Raw genomic sequence first — 14,986 nt, 5'->3', positions numbered from 1 at the left:
AGCCCCTGTGCGGCTTCGTGTCCGCGCGGTGGCACCGTGAAAGGGTCCGGCCCGAGCATCCTCGCGATGCCGGCCGCCCACCGGTGCCGTGCCGTGCCCGGACCTGGAGCCCGGGGGCCTGACGGGAGATCCACCCGCATGCTCGAGAACACCGATCCGCAGCAGTCTGCGGCCACGGAACACAACGAGACCACCGCGACCGGCGAGGGCGCGGCCGCCGCGCCGCCGCGCCGCCGTCGCCGGGCGGTGTCCCGCCCGGCCGGTGCGCCGCAGGGCGCCGCCGCCGAGACGGCCGAGACGGTCGTCCCGGCCGAGGCGCCCGCTGAGCGGGCTCCGGAGGCGGAGCCGGCCCCGGCGGCCGAGAAGCCCGTCCGGGCGCGCCGGACCCGCAAGCGTGCCGAGGCCCCGGCCGGGGCGCCGGAGGCGACCGCGATCGTGGTCACCGCGCCGGACGCCGCCGAGCAGCCGGTCGAGGCGAAGGCCGAGAAGGCCGCCAAGGCCGAGGAGAAGAGCGAGGAGAAGGCGGAGAAGCCCGTGCGGGCCCGCCGGACCCGCAAGCGGGCCGAGGCGCCGGTCGTGGCGGCCGAGGAGCCCGCCGCGCCCGCCGTCGAGGAGCCCGCCGCGCCCGCCCCCGTCGCCGAGCCGGTGGCCGAGGAGGCCCCGGCCGCCCCGGCCCGCCGGGCCCGCCGCCGTCGCGTGGTCGAGGCCGCGCCGGTCGTGGAGCCGGTCGTCGAGGAGCCGGTGGCCGAGGAGCCCGCCGTCGAGGAGGAGCCCGAGGAGGAGGCCGCCGTCGAGCAGCCCGCCGCCGTCGAGCCCGCCCCGGCCGCCGCGGCCCCCGCCGTCGAGGCCGAGCCGCCGCACCGCTCGCGCCGCCGCGCCGTCCGCCCGGCCACCGCGGTCTTCCAGGCCCCGGTGTTCCAGGAGCCGGCCCCGTTCACCGCCGCCCCCGCCGCGGCTGCGCCGCAGCAGGCCGCCGCGCCGGCCCCGGTGTCGGCTCCGGCCGAGGTGGAGGCCCCGGTCGCCGTCGACCGCGAGGAGGAGGACGAGTTCGAGTACAGCGGTGTCGGCCGCCGCCGCCGGGTCCGCACCCGGGTGGAGCCGACCCGTCGCAAGCGGGCCGCCGCGGCCCCGGCCGAGGCCCCCGCCGCGAAGGCCGCCGCGACGAAGGCCCCCGCGAAGGCCGCCGCCGTGAAGGCGCCGGTGGCCGAGGTCCAGGCCGTCGAGGCCGTCGTCGAGGCGCCCGCCGCCGGTCCGGAGACCGAGGACGAGTGGGAGGACGGCCGTCCGTCCCGCCGTCGCCGCCGGGGCGGCCGCCGCCGTCGCCGTGGCGAGGCCGAGGAGTTCGAGGCCGCCGAGACCGTCGAGCAGCCCGCCGCCGAGGAGCCGGCCGAGGGCTTCGAGGAGGAGGGCGACGAGGACGACGACCTGGCCGCCGGCCTGTCCTCGTCGCGCCGTCGCCGCCGCCGTCGCCGCCGCAGCGGTGAGGCCGGCGCCGTCGAGACCGCCGAGACCACCGAGGACGGCGTCCGCACGGTGGTGAAGGTGCGCGAGCCGCGCCGCCGCTCCACCGAGCCGTCGTTCGACCCGGACGAGGTGCAGTCCATCAAGGGCTCGACCCGTCTGGAGGCGAAGAAGCAGCGCCGCCGCGAGGGCCGCGAGCTGGGCCGCCGCCGGGTGCCGATCATCACCGAGGCCGAGTTCCTGGCCCGCCGCGAGTCGGTCGAGCGCGTCATGGTGGTGCGCCAGAACGGCCAGCGCACCCAGATCGGCGTCCTGGAGGACGGCGTGCTCGTCGAGCACTACGTCAACAAGGAGCAGGCCACCTCGTACGTCGGCAACGTCTACCTGGGCAAGGTCCAGAACGTGCTGCCGTCGATGGAGGCCGCGTTCGTCGACATCGGCAAGGGTCGCAACGCCGTGCTGTACGCCGGCGAGGTCAACTTCGGTGCGCTGGGCCACGGCGGCCCGCGCCGGATCGAGTCGGTGCTGAAGTCCGGCCAGTCCGTGCTGGTGCAGGTCTCCAAGGACCCGATCGGCCACAAGGGCGCCCGCCTGACCAGCCAGATCTCGCTGCCCGGCCGCTACCTGGTGTACGTGCCCGAGGGCTCGATGACCGGCATCTCGCGCAAGCTGCCCGAGAACGAGCGGGCGCGCCTGAAGCAGATCCTCAAGAAGATCGTCCCGGACGACGCGGGCGTGATCGTGCGCACCGCCGCCGAGGGCGCCTCCGAGGAGGAGCTGACCCGCGACGTCCAGCGGCTGCAGCAGCAGTGGGAGGACATCCAGAAGAAGGCCGCGACCGGCAACGCCCCGGCGCTGCTGTACGGCGAGCCGGACATGACCGTCCGGGTCGTCCGCGACATCTTCAACGAGGACTTCACCAAGGTCATCGTCTCCGGCGACGAGGCGTGGTCGACCATCCACGAGTACGTCTCCAACGTGGCCCCGGACCTCGCCGAGCGGCTCCAGCGGTGGACCTCCGAGGTGGACGTGTTCGCCACCTACCGGATCGACGAGCAGCTGATGAAGGCGCTGGACCGCAAGGTCTGGCTGCCCAGCGGCGGTTCGCTGGTGATCGACCGCACCGAGGCGATGGTCGTCATCGACGTCAACACCGGGAAGTTCGTCGGCCAGGGCGGCAACCTGGAGGAGACGGTCACCCGGAACAACATCGAGGCGGCCGAGGAGATCGTGCGCCAGCTGCGGCTGCGCGACCTCGGCGGCATCATCGTGATCGACTTCATCGACATGGTGCTGGAGTCCAACCGGGACCTGGTGCTGCGCCGTCTGCTGGAGTGCCTGGGCCGGGACCGGACCAAGCACCAGGTGGCCGAGGTCACCTCGCTGGGCCTGGTCCAGATGACCCGCAAGCGGGTCGGCCAGGGCCTGCTGGAGTCCTTCTCCGAGGCCTGCGTGCACTGCAACGGGCGCGGCGTGATCGTGCACATGGAGCAGCCGAGCGCGCACGTCCACAACCACGCCCCGGCCGCGGTCGAGGCGGGCTCGGGCGGCGGCAAGCGCCGTCGCCGGGGCAAGGGCGGGGCGGGCCACGAGGAGCCGCAGGCCGTCGAGACCGTGCTGGTCGAGGCCGTCGAGGCCGAGGTCGAGGCCGCGGAGCCGGTGCGCGAGGAGATCGAGGGCCAGCTGGCCCTGGAGGTCCCGGGTGTCGAGGCGCCGGCCGCCGAGGCCGAGGTCGTCGAGGCGCCGGTGGTGGAGGCCGTCGTCGAGGCCGTGGTCGAGGCGCCCGCCGAGCCGGCGGCCGCTCCGGCGGCCCGGCCGCGCCGCCGCGCGGTGCGCAAGGCGACGGCTCCGGCCGGTTCGCCGCAGGGCGCCGAGATCGTGGTGCTGCAGGCGAAGGCCGACGCGGCGCTGGAGGCGGCCCTGCAGGCCGCCGAGAGCGCCGTCGAGACCGCCGAGGAGCCGGCCGAGCCGGTCGCCGTCGCGGAGGCCGTGGTCGTCGAGACCCCGGCCGAGGCTCCGGCGGAGGCGCCCGTCGAGGCCGCCGCCGAGGAGGCCCCGGCCGAGGAGGCGCCGGCCCCGAAGAAGCGGGCCGCCCGCAAGACCGCCGCGAAGAAGACCGCCGCCAAGAAGACCACCGCGGCGGCCAAGAAGACCACCGCCCGCAAGACCGCGACCAAGCGGACGAGCGCGGCGGCCAAGAAGGCCGCGGCCGCCGAGGGTGATACGGCGGCCGAGTAGTGCCCACGCCCGGGGCGGACGAGGTTCCGCCCCGGGCCGTACGGGCCGGTTTGCCCCTCGGGCGGCCGGTCCGTATTCTTGACCACTGGCGTGTCTACGCCACGCTCCCGAGCACATCACCTTCCCGGAGTGGCCGCGTCCGCGCGGTGCCGAGGGGAGAGGCTCCTGTGTCCGTACCCAGGTGGCTGGCGTCGGGGGTTCCGACCGAGCAAGGAAAGCAGGTACCGCATGTACGCGATCGTTCGCGCAGGCGGCCGCCAGCACAAGGTCGCCGTCGGCGACGTGCTGGAGATCGACCGTATCGAGGCCAAGCCGGGTGACTCGGTCGAGCTCTCGACCATCCTGGTCGTCGACGGCGAGGCCGTCACCTCCGACCCGTGGGTCCTGGCCGGCGTCAAGGCTCACGCCGAGGTCGTCGACCAGACCAAGGGTGACAAGATCGTCATCCTGCGCTACAAGAACAAGACCGGCTACCGCCGTCGTCAGGGTCACCGTCAGCAGCACACCGCGGTGCGCATCACGAGCATCGACTCGGTCAGCAAGTAAGGGGATAGCGAAAAATGGCACACAAGAAGGGCGCAAGCTCTACTCGTAACGGCCGTGACTCGAACGCCCAGCGCCTCGGCGTGAAGCGCTTCGGCGGCCAGGTCGTCTCCGCCGGCGAGATCCTCGTCCGCCAGCGCGGCACCCACTTCCACCCGGGTGCCGGTGTCGGCCGTGGTGGCGACGACACCCTGTTCGCGCTGACCGCCGGTGCGGTGCAGTTCGGCAACCGTCGCGGCCGCAAGGTCGTCAACATCGTGGCCGTCGAGGCCTGAGTCCCCGCGGACTCCCGAGTCGTCTGACGACTCACACTGAAGGGTGGGCCGGAATTCTCCGGTCCACCCTTCGCGCTTTACGCAGGTAGCAAGCAGACTCTCGCGCACTGGAGGCACACCCATGACCACCTTCGTGGACCGCGTCGAACTTCACGTCGCCGCGGGTAACGGGGGCCACGGCTGCGCCTCCGTGCACCGCGAGAAGTTCAAGCCGCTCGGCGGCCCGGACGGCGGCAACGGCGGGGAGGGCGGCAGCGTCATCCTCACCGTGGACTCGCAGGTCACCACCCTGCTGGAGTACCACCACTCGCCCAAGCGCAAGGCCACCAACGGCAAGCCCGGCGCCGGCGGCAACCGCACCGGCGCGGACGGCGAGGACCTCGTCCTGCTGGTGCCGGACGGCACCGTCGTGCTGGACCGCAAGGGCAACGTGCTCGCCGACCTCGTCGGCCACGGCACCAGCTTCATCGCCGCCCAGGGCGGCCGCGGCGGCCTCGGCAACGCCGCGCTCGCCTCGGCCCGCCGCAAGGCCCCCGGCTTCGCCCTGCTCGGCGAGCCCGGCGAGGCCCGCGACATCGTGATGGAGCTCAAGTCCGTCGCCGACGTCGCGCTGGTCGGCTACCCGAGCGCCGGCAAGTCCTCGCTGATCTCGGTGCTCTCCGCCGCCAAGCCGAAGATCGCGGACTACCCGTTCACCACCCTGATCCCCAATCTCGGCGTGGTCACCGCCGGCGACACCGTCTACACCATCGCCGACGTGCCCGGCCTGATCCCGGGCGCCAGCCAGGGCCGCGGCCTCGGCCTGGAGTTCCTGCGGCACGTCGAGCGCTGTTCGGTGCTGGTGCACGTGCTGGACTGCGCCACCCTGGAGCCCGGCCGCGACCCGCTGACCGACCTGGAGACCATCGAGGCCGAGCTCTCCGAGTACGGCGGCCTGGACGACCGCCCGCGCCTGGTCGCGCTCAACAAGGTGGACGTGCCGGACGGCCAGGACATCGCCGACCTCACCCGCGCCTCGCTGGAGGAGCACGGCTACCGGGTCTTCGAGGTGTCCGCCGCCTCCCGCAAGGGCCTGCGCGAGCTGAGCTTCGCGCTGGCGGGGATCGTCGCCGAGGCGCGCGCCGCCAAGCCGGTCGAGGAGTCCACCCGGATCGTGCTGCGGCCCACCGCCGTCGACGACGCGGGCTTCACCATCGAGGAGGAGGACGGCGCCTACCGCATCCGCGGCGTCAAGCCGGAGCGCTGGGTCCGCCAGACCGACTTCTCCAACGACGAGGCGGTCGGCTACCTCGCCGACCGGCTGGCCCGCCTCGGTGTCGAGGAGAAGCTGTGGAAGGTCGGGGCGCACGAGGGTGACACCGTCATCATCGGCCCCGACGAGAACGCCGTCGTCTTCGACTGGGAGCCGACCATGGCCGCCGGCGCCGAGATGCTCGGCCGCCGTGGCGAGGACCACCGCATGGAGACCCAGCGCCCGGCGGTCGACCGCCGCCGCGAGAAGCAGAAGGGCCGGGACGCGGCCGAGGCCGAGTTCCTCGCCTTCGAGGCGCTCTCCAGCGGCCGGCAGGCCGCCGTCGAGGGCGACGACGAGGACCACTGAGCGGGCGAGTAGCGAACGGCCCCGCCACCTTCCGCAGGTGGCGGGGCCGTTCGCCGTTTCCGTGCTGACGCGGCGTCACTTCGTCCAGGCGGCCTGGACCTTGGTCGGGTCGCTGGAGTCGCCGAAGCCGACGAACGCCGGGGTGGCGCCCGCGGCGAAGGTGACGATGTCGCAGCCCTTGAAGGCGACGCCCTTGGTGGCGCCGGACCAGCTCGGGGTCGAGCACTTGGCGACCGGCGTCGAGCTGGTGGGGTTGTTGAACATGCCCAGGTTGCCGCCGGCGTCCATCACCTTGAACTTGGAGTCCGGGGCGCTGAAGGTCAGCTTGGAGTCCCCGAGGTTCTTGACGGTCCAGCTGACGTAGAAGATCGCGCGGCCGTCCAGGCCGGTGGTGGGGGCCTTGGCGTCCTGGAAGTCCTTGACCGAGCCGGGCTGGACGCCGGTGACGGTGATCTCCAGCTTCGCGGCGGAGTTGGAGGTCTTGTCCGCGAAGTCCACGGTGGCCGGCTGGCCGAACTTCACCGAGGTGCCGGCCTGCGGCAGCTTGCCGCCACCGGCACCGCCGCCCGCCGCGCCGGCCGTACCGGCGCCGCCCGCGGCGGCACCGCCGGTGGCCGCGCCCGAGGGGGCCGCGGTCGAGCCGCCGGCCGCACCGCCGGTGGCCGCACCCGGGGCCGCACTGGTCGGCGCCGGGGCCGCCCCGGTCGAGGCGCCGCCGGCCGGGGCGTCCGAGTTGTCCGGGCCGCAGGCCGCGAGCGAGAGGGCGGTGGCCGCCGCCAGGGCGGCGACGGTCAGCTTCGTGGTGTACGAACGCATGAGGCGCTTTTCTCCTGGGCGTGGCCGCGAACCGTTTCCGGCCTGCCCAGTGCGGCGCCGCCCGATGGCAGGAACGTCGAAGACGATGGGTCCAGCGGGCAAGAAGCCGTCCCCCGACATGGCTTTCGGTCAGGGACCATACCAGTCGGGCGGATCGGTGTTCGGATCCTTTCCCGGCCGGTCCAGCGGCTGGAACACCCCGGCGGCGACCTGCGCGGATCGCGTAGATTTCGGTGATGGCGGCCGGGCCGGGGCCGGCCGTACCCGCACCACACCGGAAGGGCGAGCAGCGAGATGAGCCAGGACGCACTGCGGCAGGAGGTGCTGACCGCACGGCGGATCGTCGTCAAGGTCGGCTCCTCCTCACTGACCACGGCCGCCGGCGGGTTGGACGCCGACCGGGTCGACGCCCTGGTCGACGCGCTCGCCAAGGTGCGCGCCCGCCCGGACGCGCCCGAGGTGGTGCTCGTGTCCTCCGGCGCCATCGCCGCCGGGCTCGCCCCGCTCGGCCTGGAGAAGCGGCCCAAGGACCTGGCCCGCCAGCAGGCCGCCGCCAGCGTCGGCCAGGGCCTGCTGGTCGCGCGCTACACCGCCTCCTTCGCCCGGTACGGCATCCGCGTCGGCCAGGTGCTGCTCACCGCCGAGGACGCCAGCCGGCGCGCCCACTACCGCAACGCCTACCGGACGCTGGACCAGTTGCTGGCGATGGGCGCGATGCCGATCGTCAACGAGAACGACACCGTCGCCACCGCCGAAATCAAGTTCGGGGACAACGACCGGCTGGCCGCGCTCGTCGCCCACCTCGTCCGGGCCGACCTGCTCGTCCTGCTCTCCGACGTGGACGGCCTCTACGACGGCGACCCGTCCCGCCCCGGCACCAGCCGGATCGAGCGGGTGAGCGGCCCGCACGACCTGGACGGCATCGAGATCGGCAGCGCCGGCAAGGCCGGCGTCGGCACCGGCGGCATGGTCACCAAGGTCGAGGCGGCCCGGATCGCCACCGGCGCGGGCATCCCGGTGGTGCTCACCGCCGCCAGCCAGGCCGCCGACGCGCTGGCCGGCCGGCCCACCGGCACGCTGTTCGAGCGCACCGGCAGCCGCGGCTCCGACCGGATGCTCTGGCTGGCCCACGCGAGCAGCCCGCGCGGCGCCCTGCACCTGGACGCGGGCGCCGTCGCGGCCGTCGTCTCCGGCGGCGCCTCGCTGCTGCCCGCCGGGGTCGTCAAGGTCGACGGGGACTTCGCCGCGGGTGATCCGGTGGACCTTCTTGCCGAAAACGGCCACATCGTGGCTCGCGGACTGGTCAACTTTGATGCGAGGGAGTTGCCCCGCCTGCTCGGCCGGTCCACCCACGACCTGGCCCAGGAGTTCGGCGCCGCGTACGAGCGCGAGGTCGTCCACCGCGACGACCTGGTCGTTCTGCGCGGCTGACCGGCCGGCGGGCCGGCGGCGCGGCCGATCGGTCCCGGCCGATCGGCGGAGTACGGCCGGCGGTCCGCCCCTGCGCGGGAGCGGCCCGGCCGCGGGCGAGGAGGGGCGCAGCCGTACCGGTCGGCCGGGTCCGGTCGGCGCGGGGACGACACGAGATCGCCGAACAGGAGGCCGCCGGTGGAACGCAGGCACGACGCAGCGCTGACCGCAGGGGCGGGCCGACGGCTGACCAGCATCGACGGCGGGCGCGGGGACGGGCCCGCCGAGCCGGCCGGTCCGCCGCAGGGCCCCGCCGGGGTGCGCAGGCTGCGGCCGCAGCAGGCGGAAGCGGTGCGGCCGCCCACCGTGCCCGAGCAGGCCCGGCTGTGGCACGTGGTGCTGAGCGTGGCCGGGCAGGCGACCCCGCTGCCGTCGCTGCGCGCCTCGCTGGAGCGGCTGGCGCACGACCACTCGTTCTTCCTGACCGCCCGCTACGCGGCCGACCACGCCGAGATCCGCTACTGGGAGCAGGCCCGGGACCTGCACGACGCGGCGGCGATCGCGCTGCGGCTGTGGGGCGAGCACAAGGTGACCGCGAGCCTGCCGCCGTGGGAGATCGTCGGGCTGGAGGTGGTCGACCGGGCGACGTACCACAAGCGGGTGGCGGAGGGCTTCGGCGATCCGCCGCCGCAGCCGGGCGGCGTGCACCCGTACTAGCGGCCCGCTGTTCGGATGGCGAAACGGCAGCTCGGCGGGCCCGGTGCAGTCGCTACCCTGGGTCGCATGACCAGCGACCTCGCCCCCGCCGACAGTCCCGTCCTCGCCGCCGCGCGCCGCGCCCGTACGGCGGCCGCCGTGCTCGCCCCGCTGCCGCGCCGGGTGAAGGACGCCGCGCTGCTGGCCGTCGCGGACGCCCTGGTGGCGCGCGCCGCGGAGATCGTCGCGGCGAACGCCGAGGACGTGGCCCGGGCCCGCGAGGCCGGCACGCCCGAGTCGGTGATCGACCGGCTGACGCTGACCGCCGAGCGGATCGCCGCGATCGCCTCCGACGTGCGCGACGTGGCCGGCCTGCCCGACCCGGTGGGCGAGGTGCTGCGCGGCTACACCCTGCCGAACGGCCTGGACGTGCGGCAGGTACGGGTGCCGCTCGGCGTGGTCGGCATCATCTACGAGGCCCGGCCGAACGTCACCGTGGACGCCGCCGCGCTCTGCCTGAAGTCCGGCAACGCGGTGCTGCTGCGCGGCTCCGCCTCCGCCTACCGCTCCAACACCGCGCTGGTCGCGGTGCTGCGGGACGCCGTGGCCGGGGCCGGGCTGCCGGCCGACGCCGTCCAGCTGGTGCCGGGGGAGAGCCGCGACTCCGTCCAGGAGCTGATGCGCGCCCGCGGCCTGGTCGACGTGCTGATCCCGCGCGGCGGCGCCTCGCTGATCCGCACCGTCGTCGAGGGCTCGACCGTGCCGGTGATCGAGACCGGCACCGGCAACTGCCACGTGTACGTGGACGCGCACACGGACCTGGCGATGGCGGTCGGCATCCTGCTGAACTCCAAGGCACAGCGGGTCAGCGTCTGCAACGCGGCCGAGACGCTGCTGGTCCACCAGGACGTCGCGGACGCCTTCCTGCCGCTCGCGCTGGCCGCGCTGGCCGAGGCCGGGGTGACGGTGCACGGCGACGAGGCGGTGCTCAAGGCCGCCGAGGGCGGCGCCGCCACCGTGGTGCCGGCCACCGACGAGGACTGGGGCGCCGAGTACCTCTCGCTGGACCTGGCCGCGGCCGTGGTGCCCTCGCTGGACGCCGCCGTCGAGCACATCCGCCGCTGGTCCTCCGGCCACACCGAGGCGATCGTGACCACCTCGCAGGCCGCCGCCCGGCGCTTCACCCAGCTGGTCGACTCGACCACGGTGGCCGTCAACGCCTCCACCCGGTTCACCGACGGCGGTGAGTTCGGCTTCGGCGCGGAGATCGGCATCTCCACCCAGAAGCTGCACGCCCGCGGCCCGATGGGCCTGCCGGAGCTGACCAGCACCAAGTACATCGTCACTGGTGACGGGCACGTGCGGGGCGAGGCGGCGCAGACCGTGGGCGGGGGCGCGGACGCCCGCTGAGCGGGGCCGCGGCGGCGGCCGTCACACGTGTGAAGGACCAACTGCGATGAGCCCCAGACAAATCGCCCGGCCGGTAATACGCTGAATCCGTGGCTGAGGATGTGGGGGGCTTGCCGTACCCCGACGGCGCCGACCACGGTGATGCGGACGACGAGTTCGCCACCGTGGTCTTCGATGAGGCCTTCGTCCGGTCCGCCGCCGTGCACGAGCCGACTGCCAAGGAGCGGCAACTCGCCGCCGCCGAGGCCCGGTTCGAGCCGGACACCGCGGGCCCGGGCTGGGGCTGTGACGTCACCGCAGCGGACGGGCTGCCGCTGGAGCTGCGCCCGTACCCGAGCGGACTCGACGAGGACCATCTCTACCCCGATCCGTGGTCGGGCCCGGGCCGGGCAGCCGGCGGACGGGCCCGGCGATGGGGGCGGCGCGGCTACGATCCGGCGCGCTCGCGGGGCCGGTACGTGGCCCAGCAGCGCTGGCACCGGCCGGTGGCCTGGGTGCTGGCCGTGATCATGGGCGTGAGTCTGGTCGCGGTCGCGGTCGCGGCGGTGTACCAGGGCGTGGGCGGCTCCTCCGGGACGCCCCGGCGCCCGGACTCCGGCAGCAGCAGCGCGGGGGTGGACCCGCGGCCCGCTCCGGCCGAGCCGACGCCGGTGGTCACCGCTCCGGCGGGTTGATCGGGCGCCGGGGCGTACGCCCGGGGCGGGTGGTCACGGAGCGTTCCGGGCAATCGCTCCGGGGCCCTGTGGCGGCGCCGGTGCACGGCCTACCCTGGTGGTATGGGTGACCCGCGCGAGCCTCCCGAGGGTGCGCCCGAGGGCGGTTCCGGAAACGAGGACGAGTACCGGTCCGTCGTGTTCGACGAATCGTTCGTCCGGGCTGCCCGGATCCAGGAGCTGTCGGCCCGCGAGCGGTTGTCGGGCGCGTTCGGCCGGGCCACCCGGCCACGGGTGCGGCTCGGCCCGCTGGGCACCGTGCCCCGGCAGGCGCTGGCCCTGCTGCTGATCGTGCTGCTGGCCTTCGGGGCCGCCGTGTACTTCGGCGTCAGCTCCCCGAAGGGTGTCCCGGCCCGGCCCGAGGGCAGTCAACTGACCGTCAGCCTGGTCGCGTTGAGCCCGGCTTCGGCGGTGCGGCCGGTGGCCGACCCGGCGAGGCCGTTCGCGGCGTTGCCGGCCGGGTACGGGGACGGGACGCTCGCGCTGAACACCCCGGCGGGGGCCGCCACCGAGCACTACAGCCGGGTCGAGGTGACCAAGGCGCTCGACACCGTCCAGCGCTACCTGGTCGCGTCCTCGCTGGCGCCGGCCGCGCTCGTCCAGGGCGCCACGGCGGACGTCCGGGCCTTCGTCACGCCCGGTGAGCAGGCCCAGTTCGACGCCAGCACGGCCCAGCCGGTGGACGACCGGCACCACGCGCTGACCGGCTGGGTGGTGCGCTTCGACCCGGCGCGGGTCGCGCTGGCCTCCGACACCGTGAAGGTGGCCGGGGCGATGCGGGTCGACGAGTCGGACGCCGGCACGCTGCAGATCACCACCGACCACACCTTCGTCTACGCGCTGAAGCCGGCCGGCGCCCCGGCCGGGGCGCCGGTCACCCTGGAGTCGGTGCGCCGGCAGCTGACCTTCGAGTTCGACCGGATCGACCTCTCACAGGCCCAGCTGCGGCTGGTGGACTCGGTGCTGCAGGCCGGGCCGCAGCCCTGCGCCGTCTCGATGGCGGGCTTCCTGCAGCCGGTGCTGGCCGGCCCGCAGGGCGGCGCGGCCGCGCCCGTCCCGCCGCCCTCGCCGGTCGACCCGGGCGACCACGGGCACCCGGCCTGGCAGGTGTGCGGGGTGCTGGCGGGGAGCTGAGGGGGTGCGGACACGGCGACGGCCGGCGCCCGGGCGGGCGCCGGCCGTTCCTCGCGGCGGTGAGGGGCTACTTGTCGTCGCGGTCGGACGGGCGGTCGGCGGAGCCGCTCCGGGAGCCGCCGCCGGTGAAGGTGTCGCGCAGCTTGCCGCCGACGTTCACGGCGCCGCCCGCGACGTCCCGCAGCAGGCCCATCAGCGGGTCCTTGCTCTCCTTCACCGAGGTCGTGTAGTGCTCGGCGGCGGCCTTCCACTGCTCGGAGACGGAGGCGTTCGGGTCGTCCGTGCGGCGCGGGTAGGCGCCGGCCAGGATCGAGCGGTACTCGTCGCTCTCCGCCCACTTCTTCAGCCGGGCGACCCGCACCACGGCGAACGGGTGCGTCTGCGGCAGCAGTTGGAGCAGCTTGAGGACGCCGTCGCGCAGGTCCCCGGCCCGCTCGTACTCCTCGGCCTGCTCCAGGAACGCGTCCACGTTCATCTCGCCCAGGTTGTGCCCGCCGGCCAGCTTCATCAGGGCCCGCATGGACGCGTGCAGGTCCTGCCCGGCGAGCAGGCCGGCCCGGTCGCTGGACAGCTCCGCCTTGCGGAACCACTCCTTGAGCGCGGTGATGATCGCGGTGATGGCCAGGTTGCCGAGCGGCACCCAGGCGATCCGGGTGGCGATGTTGGTGAGGATCAGCAGCATCGTCCGGTAGACGGCGTGGCCGGACATCGCGTGGCCGACCTCGTGGCCGATGACCGAGCGCAGCTCCTCCTCGTCGAGCAGCTCGACCAGGCCGCTGGTGACCACGATGATCGGGGTGTCGATGCCGATGCAGAACGCGTTGACGTTCGGGTCCTGGCTGACGTACAGGTCCGGGACCTGGTCGAGGTCGAGCACGTAGGCGGCGTCGCGGACCATCCCGTACAGCTCGGGGAACTGGCGCTCGGAGGTCTTCACGGCGGTCGCCAGGAACATCAGCCGGATCGCGCGCTCGGAGACCAGCCCGGCCAGCTTCTTCAGCACGTCGTCGAAGCCGGTCAGCCTGCGCAGCGCGACCAGGGCGGAGCGGTCGGCCGGGTGCTCCCAGGCGCGGGTGGAGATCTCGGGGAAGCGCTGGCGGCGCCGGCTCGGGGTCTTCTCGAAACTGTGGGTCATGGGTCTGAGTACCTCCTGGTCGACGGCGGCCCCGGCTCGACGGCCGGCCCCCGCTGCTCTTCGCCTGTGACGACTGACTGTGCAACGCTCGCGGTTGCGTACTCGTCCCCGGAGTCAGCGTACGCGCGGGGCGTCGGCCCGGACCGGGGCGGTCGGTGGGTGTGCGGAGCGCGCGCGGGAGGCGGCGGACGGGCCGGCGGGAGGCGGCGCGCAGGGGCCGGTGACAGGCGCGGGTGTGAGGCCGGTTTACCCTGATTGCCCTGGAGAACCGAGACCGGACCCGGCCGCGGTACCGAGAGTTCGAGGAGCCCCGCAGATGTCCACCGACGCGCTTGTCAGCCTGGCCGCGCCCATCTCCGACGACGCCGGACCGGGCCTGTTCCTGCGGATCATCGTGGTCGGGTCCTTCGTCGGGATCGGCCTGCTGGTCTGGATCATGGCCAAGGCCTTCCGCGGCAACTAGGACGCCCCTCCCGGCCCCGCCCCCTGCCACGTCGCTCACGTCCGGTCAGCGGCGGTGGGCCGCCGAGCGGTTGCCGTGTGACCCCCCGTACGATGACGGTGGGCCCTCACCGGCCCGGAGCAACCCCCAGGTCCGTTCCCCCGAGCCGAGAAGGTCCCGCCGACCATGAACACTGCCGCACTCCCCGTTCTGAACCTGCTCGCCGAGGGTGGCGAGGGGGGCAACCACGACAGCCTGAACCCGGCGCTGACGGGCGGCGCCGCGCTGTTCATCCTGCTGCTCCTGCTCTTCATCGTCACCCGCTTCAACAAGGACCGCTGAACCGGCCCCTGGAGCCCCTCGGGGAGCGCCCGGCCGGCGGCCGGCCGCTCCCTCGCGTGTGTCCGCGGGGCCCCCGACCCCGGCGCTCCCGCCCCGTAACGGGCGTCGCGTAAGGTGTGTCGGCATGGGAGAGCAGGCCGGGAATCCCGGCGGACCGGAACCGGTGAAGAAGCGCCTCGGCGTGATGGGCGGCACCTTCGACCCGATCCACCACGGCCACCTGGTCGCCGCCAGTGAGGTGGCGAGCGCGTTCCACCTGGACGAGGTGATCTTCGTCCCCACCGGGCAGCCCTGGCAGAAGAGCGACCGGCGGGTCACCCCGGCCGAGGACCGCTACCTGATGACGGTCATCGCCACCGCGGAGAACCCGCAGTTCTCGGTGAGCCGGATCGACATCGACCGCCAGGGCCCGACGTACACCGTCGACACCCTGCGCGACCTGCACGCCATGCACCCGGACGCCGACCTGTTCTTCATCACCGGCGCCGACGCGCTCGCCCAGATCCTCTCCTGGCGCGACTCCGACGAACTCTTCTCGCTGGCCCACTTCATCGGATGCACCCGCCCGGGGCACACTCTCTCGGACGCCGGGCTTCCGGTGGGCGGGGTCTCCCTGGTGGAGGTCCCGGCGCTGGCCATCTCCTCCACGGACTGCCGCAACCGGGTCGCCAAGGGCGAGCCGGTCTGGTACCTCGTCCCGGACGGCGTGGTCCGCTACATCGACAAGCGGGCGCTGTACGCCCCGCACGGGACCTGACCCAGGAGCGGGCG

14 protein-coding genes are annotated in these 14,986 nt (G+C 74.3%); 12 read left to right on the top strand and 2 right to left on the bottom strand.

The window, feature by feature from the left end; translation table 11 throughout:
• Positions 1-138: 138 nt before the first annotated feature.
• The 4 genes from ACPC54_RS30200 (at position 139) to obgE (ending at position 6,117) form a co-directional block, all read left to right on the top strand.
• Positions 139-3,699: an Rne/Rng family ribonuclease gene (locus ACPC54_RS30200; protein ID WP_498969318.1), complete on the top strand. Its 3,561-nt coding sequence runs from the start codon at positions 139-141 to the stop codon at positions 3,697-3,699.
• A gap of 228 nt (positions 3,700-3,927) precedes the next feature.
• Complete coding sequence (gene rplU, locus ACPC54_RS30195) at positions 3,928-4,245, top strand: 50S ribosomal protein L21 (RefSeq protein WP_030397424.1); 318 nt, start codon at positions 3,928-3,930, stop codon at positions 4,243-4,245.
• A 14-nt stretch (positions 4,246-4,259) separates the two neighbouring features.
• Complete coding sequence (rpmA, locus tag ACPC54_RS30190; RefSeq protein WP_030058248.1) at positions 4,260-4,517, top strand: 50S ribosomal protein L27; 258 nt, start codon at positions 4,260-4,262, stop codon at positions 4,515-4,517.
• 121 nt (positions 4,518-4,638) lie between these two features.
• On the top strand, positions 4,639-6,117 hold the full coding sequence (obgE, locus tag ACPC54_RS30185) for a GTPase ObgE (RefSeq protein WP_498969315.1): 1,479 nt from the start codon (positions 4,639-4,641) through the stop codon (positions 6,115-6,117).
• A gap of 75 nt (positions 6,118-6,192) precedes the next feature.
• On the opposite strand, the gene ACPC54_RS30180 is transcribed toward obgE, so the two are convergent.
• On the bottom strand, positions 6,193-6,933 hold the full coding sequence (locus tag ACPC54_RS30180; protein ID WP_498969314.1) for a hypothetical protein: 741 nt from the start codon (positions 6,931-6,933) through the stop codon (positions 6,193-6,195).
• A gap of 294 nt (positions 6,934-7,227) precedes the next feature.
• Here ACPC54_RS30180 and proB point away from each other — a divergent pair, with 294 nt between their 5' ends.
• From proB to ACPC54_RS30155, 5 genes are all read left to right on the top strand, one after another.
• The gene (gene proB / locus ACPC54_RS30175; RefSeq protein ID WP_498969313.1) at positions 7,228-8,364 is read left to right on the top strand and encodes a glutamate 5-kinase; all 1,137 of its coding nucleotides are present in this window, start codon (positions 7,228-7,230) and stop codon (positions 8,362-8,364) included.
• A 177-nt stretch (positions 8,365-8,541) separates the two neighbouring features.
• The gene (locus ACPC54_RS30170; protein WP_498969311.1) at positions 8,542-9,060 is read left to right on the top strand and encodes a DUF8830 family protein; all 519 of its coding nucleotides are present in this window, start codon (positions 8,542-8,544) and stop codon (positions 9,058-9,060) included.
• A 66-nt stretch (positions 9,061-9,126) separates the two neighbouring features.
• On the top strand, positions 9,127-10,449 hold the full coding sequence (locus ACPC54_RS30165) for a glutamate-5-semialdehyde dehydrogenase (protein WP_498969310.1): 1,323 nt from the start codon (positions 9,127-9,129) through the stop codon (positions 10,447-10,449).
• A 101-nt stretch (positions 10,450-10,550) separates the two neighbouring features.
• On the top strand, positions 10,551-11,123 hold the full coding sequence (locus ACPC54_RS30160) for an SCO2584 family spore wall biosynthesis protein (protein ID WP_498969342.1): 573 nt from the start codon (positions 10,551-10,553) through the stop codon (positions 11,121-11,123).
• 102 nt (positions 11,124-11,225) lie between these two features.
• On the top strand, positions 11,226-12,296 hold the full coding sequence (locus ACPC54_RS30155) for an SCO2583 family membrane protein (RefSeq protein ID WP_498969308.1): 1,071 nt from the start codon (positions 11,226-11,228) through the stop codon (positions 12,294-12,296).
• A gap of 67 nt (positions 12,297-12,363) precedes the next feature.
• On the opposite strand, the gene ACPC54_RS30150 is transcribed toward ACPC54_RS30155, so the two are convergent.
• Positions 12,364-13,431: a M48 family metallopeptidase gene (locus ACPC54_RS30150; protein ID WP_498969306.1), complete on the bottom strand. Its 1,068-nt coding sequence runs from the start codon at positions 13,429-13,431 to the stop codon at positions 12,364-12,366.
• A 316-nt stretch (positions 13,432-13,747) separates the two neighbouring features.
• On the opposite strand from ACPC54_RS30150, the gene ACPC54_RS30145 reads away from it, so the two are divergent.
• From ACPC54_RS30145 to nadD, 3 genes are all read left to right on the top strand, one after another.
• Positions 13,748-13,894, top strand: a complete 147-nt coding sequence (locus ACPC54_RS30145; protein ID WP_498969305.1) for a hypothetical protein — start codon at positions 13,748-13,750, stop codon at positions 13,892-13,894.
• A gap of 165 nt (positions 13,895-14,059) precedes the next feature.
• A complete protein-coding gene (locus ACPC54_RS30140; protein ID WP_498969303.1) occupies positions 14,060-14,215 on the top strand; it encodes a hypothetical protein in 156 nt (51 codons plus the stop codon).
• Positions 14,216-14,339: 124 nt separating this feature from the next.
• Positions 14,340-14,972: a nicotinate-nucleotide adenylyltransferase gene (nadD, locus tag ACPC54_RS30135; RefSeq protein ID WP_498969302.1), complete on the top strand. Its 633-nt coding sequence runs from the start codon at positions 14,340-14,342 to the stop codon at positions 14,970-14,972.
• Positions 14,973-14,986: the final 14 nt, after the last annotated feature.

This window comes from Kitasatospora sp. NPDC094028 (genome assembly GCF_049543595.1).
Lineage (GTDB): Bacteria > Actinomycetota > Actinomycetes > Streptomycetales > Streptomycetaceae > Kitasatospora.
Note: the sequence above shows the minus strand (reverse complement) of the source record. Positions and strands in the feature narration are given on the sequence as shown.

Coding starts and splice junctions, on each gene's coding strand:
- ACPC54_RS30200 (WP_498969318.1), top strand. CDS start 139: ATGCTCGAGAACACCGATCCGCAGCAGTCTGCGGCCACGGAACACAAC.
- rplU (WP_030397424.1), top strand. CDS start 3,928: ATGTACGCGATCGTTCGCGCAGGCGGCCGCCAGCACAAGGTCGCCGTC.
- rpmA (WP_030058248.1), top strand. CDS start 4,260: ATGGCACACAAGAAGGGCGCAAGCTCTACTCGTAACGGCCGTGACTCG.
- obgE (WP_498969315.1), top strand. CDS start 4,639: ATGACCACCTTCGTGGACCGCGTCGAACTTCACGTCGCCGCGGGTAAC.
- ACPC54_RS30180 (WP_498969314.1), bottom strand. CDS start 6,933: ATGCGTTCGTACACCACGAAGCTGACCGTCGCCGCCCTGGCGGCGGCC.
- proB (WP_498969313.1), top strand. CDS start 7,228: ATGAGCCAGGACGCACTGCGGCAGGAGGTGCTGACCGCACGGCGGATC.
- ACPC54_RS30165 (WP_498969310.1), top strand. CDS start 9,127: ATGACCAGCGACCTCGCCCCCGCCGACAGTCCCGTCCTCGCCGCCGCG.
- ACPC54_RS30155 (WP_498969308.1), top strand. CDS start 11,226: ATGGGTGACCCGCGCGAGCCTCCCGAGGGTGCGCCCGAGGGCGGTTCC.
- ACPC54_RS30150 (WP_498969306.1), bottom strand. CDS start 13,431: ATGACCCACAGTTTCGAGAAGACCCCGAGCCGGCGCCGCCAGCGCTTC.
- ACPC54_RS30145 (WP_498969305.1), top strand. CDS start 13,748: ATGTCCACCGACGCGCTTGTCAGCCTGGCCGCGCCCATCTCCGACGAC.
- ACPC54_RS30140 (WP_498969303.1), top strand. CDS start 14,060: ATGAACACTGCCGCACTCCCCGTTCTGAACCTGCTCGCCGAGGGTGGC.
- nadD (WP_498969302.1), top strand. CDS start 14,340: ATGGGAGAGCAGGCCGGGAATCCCGGCGGACCGGAACCGGTGAAGAAG.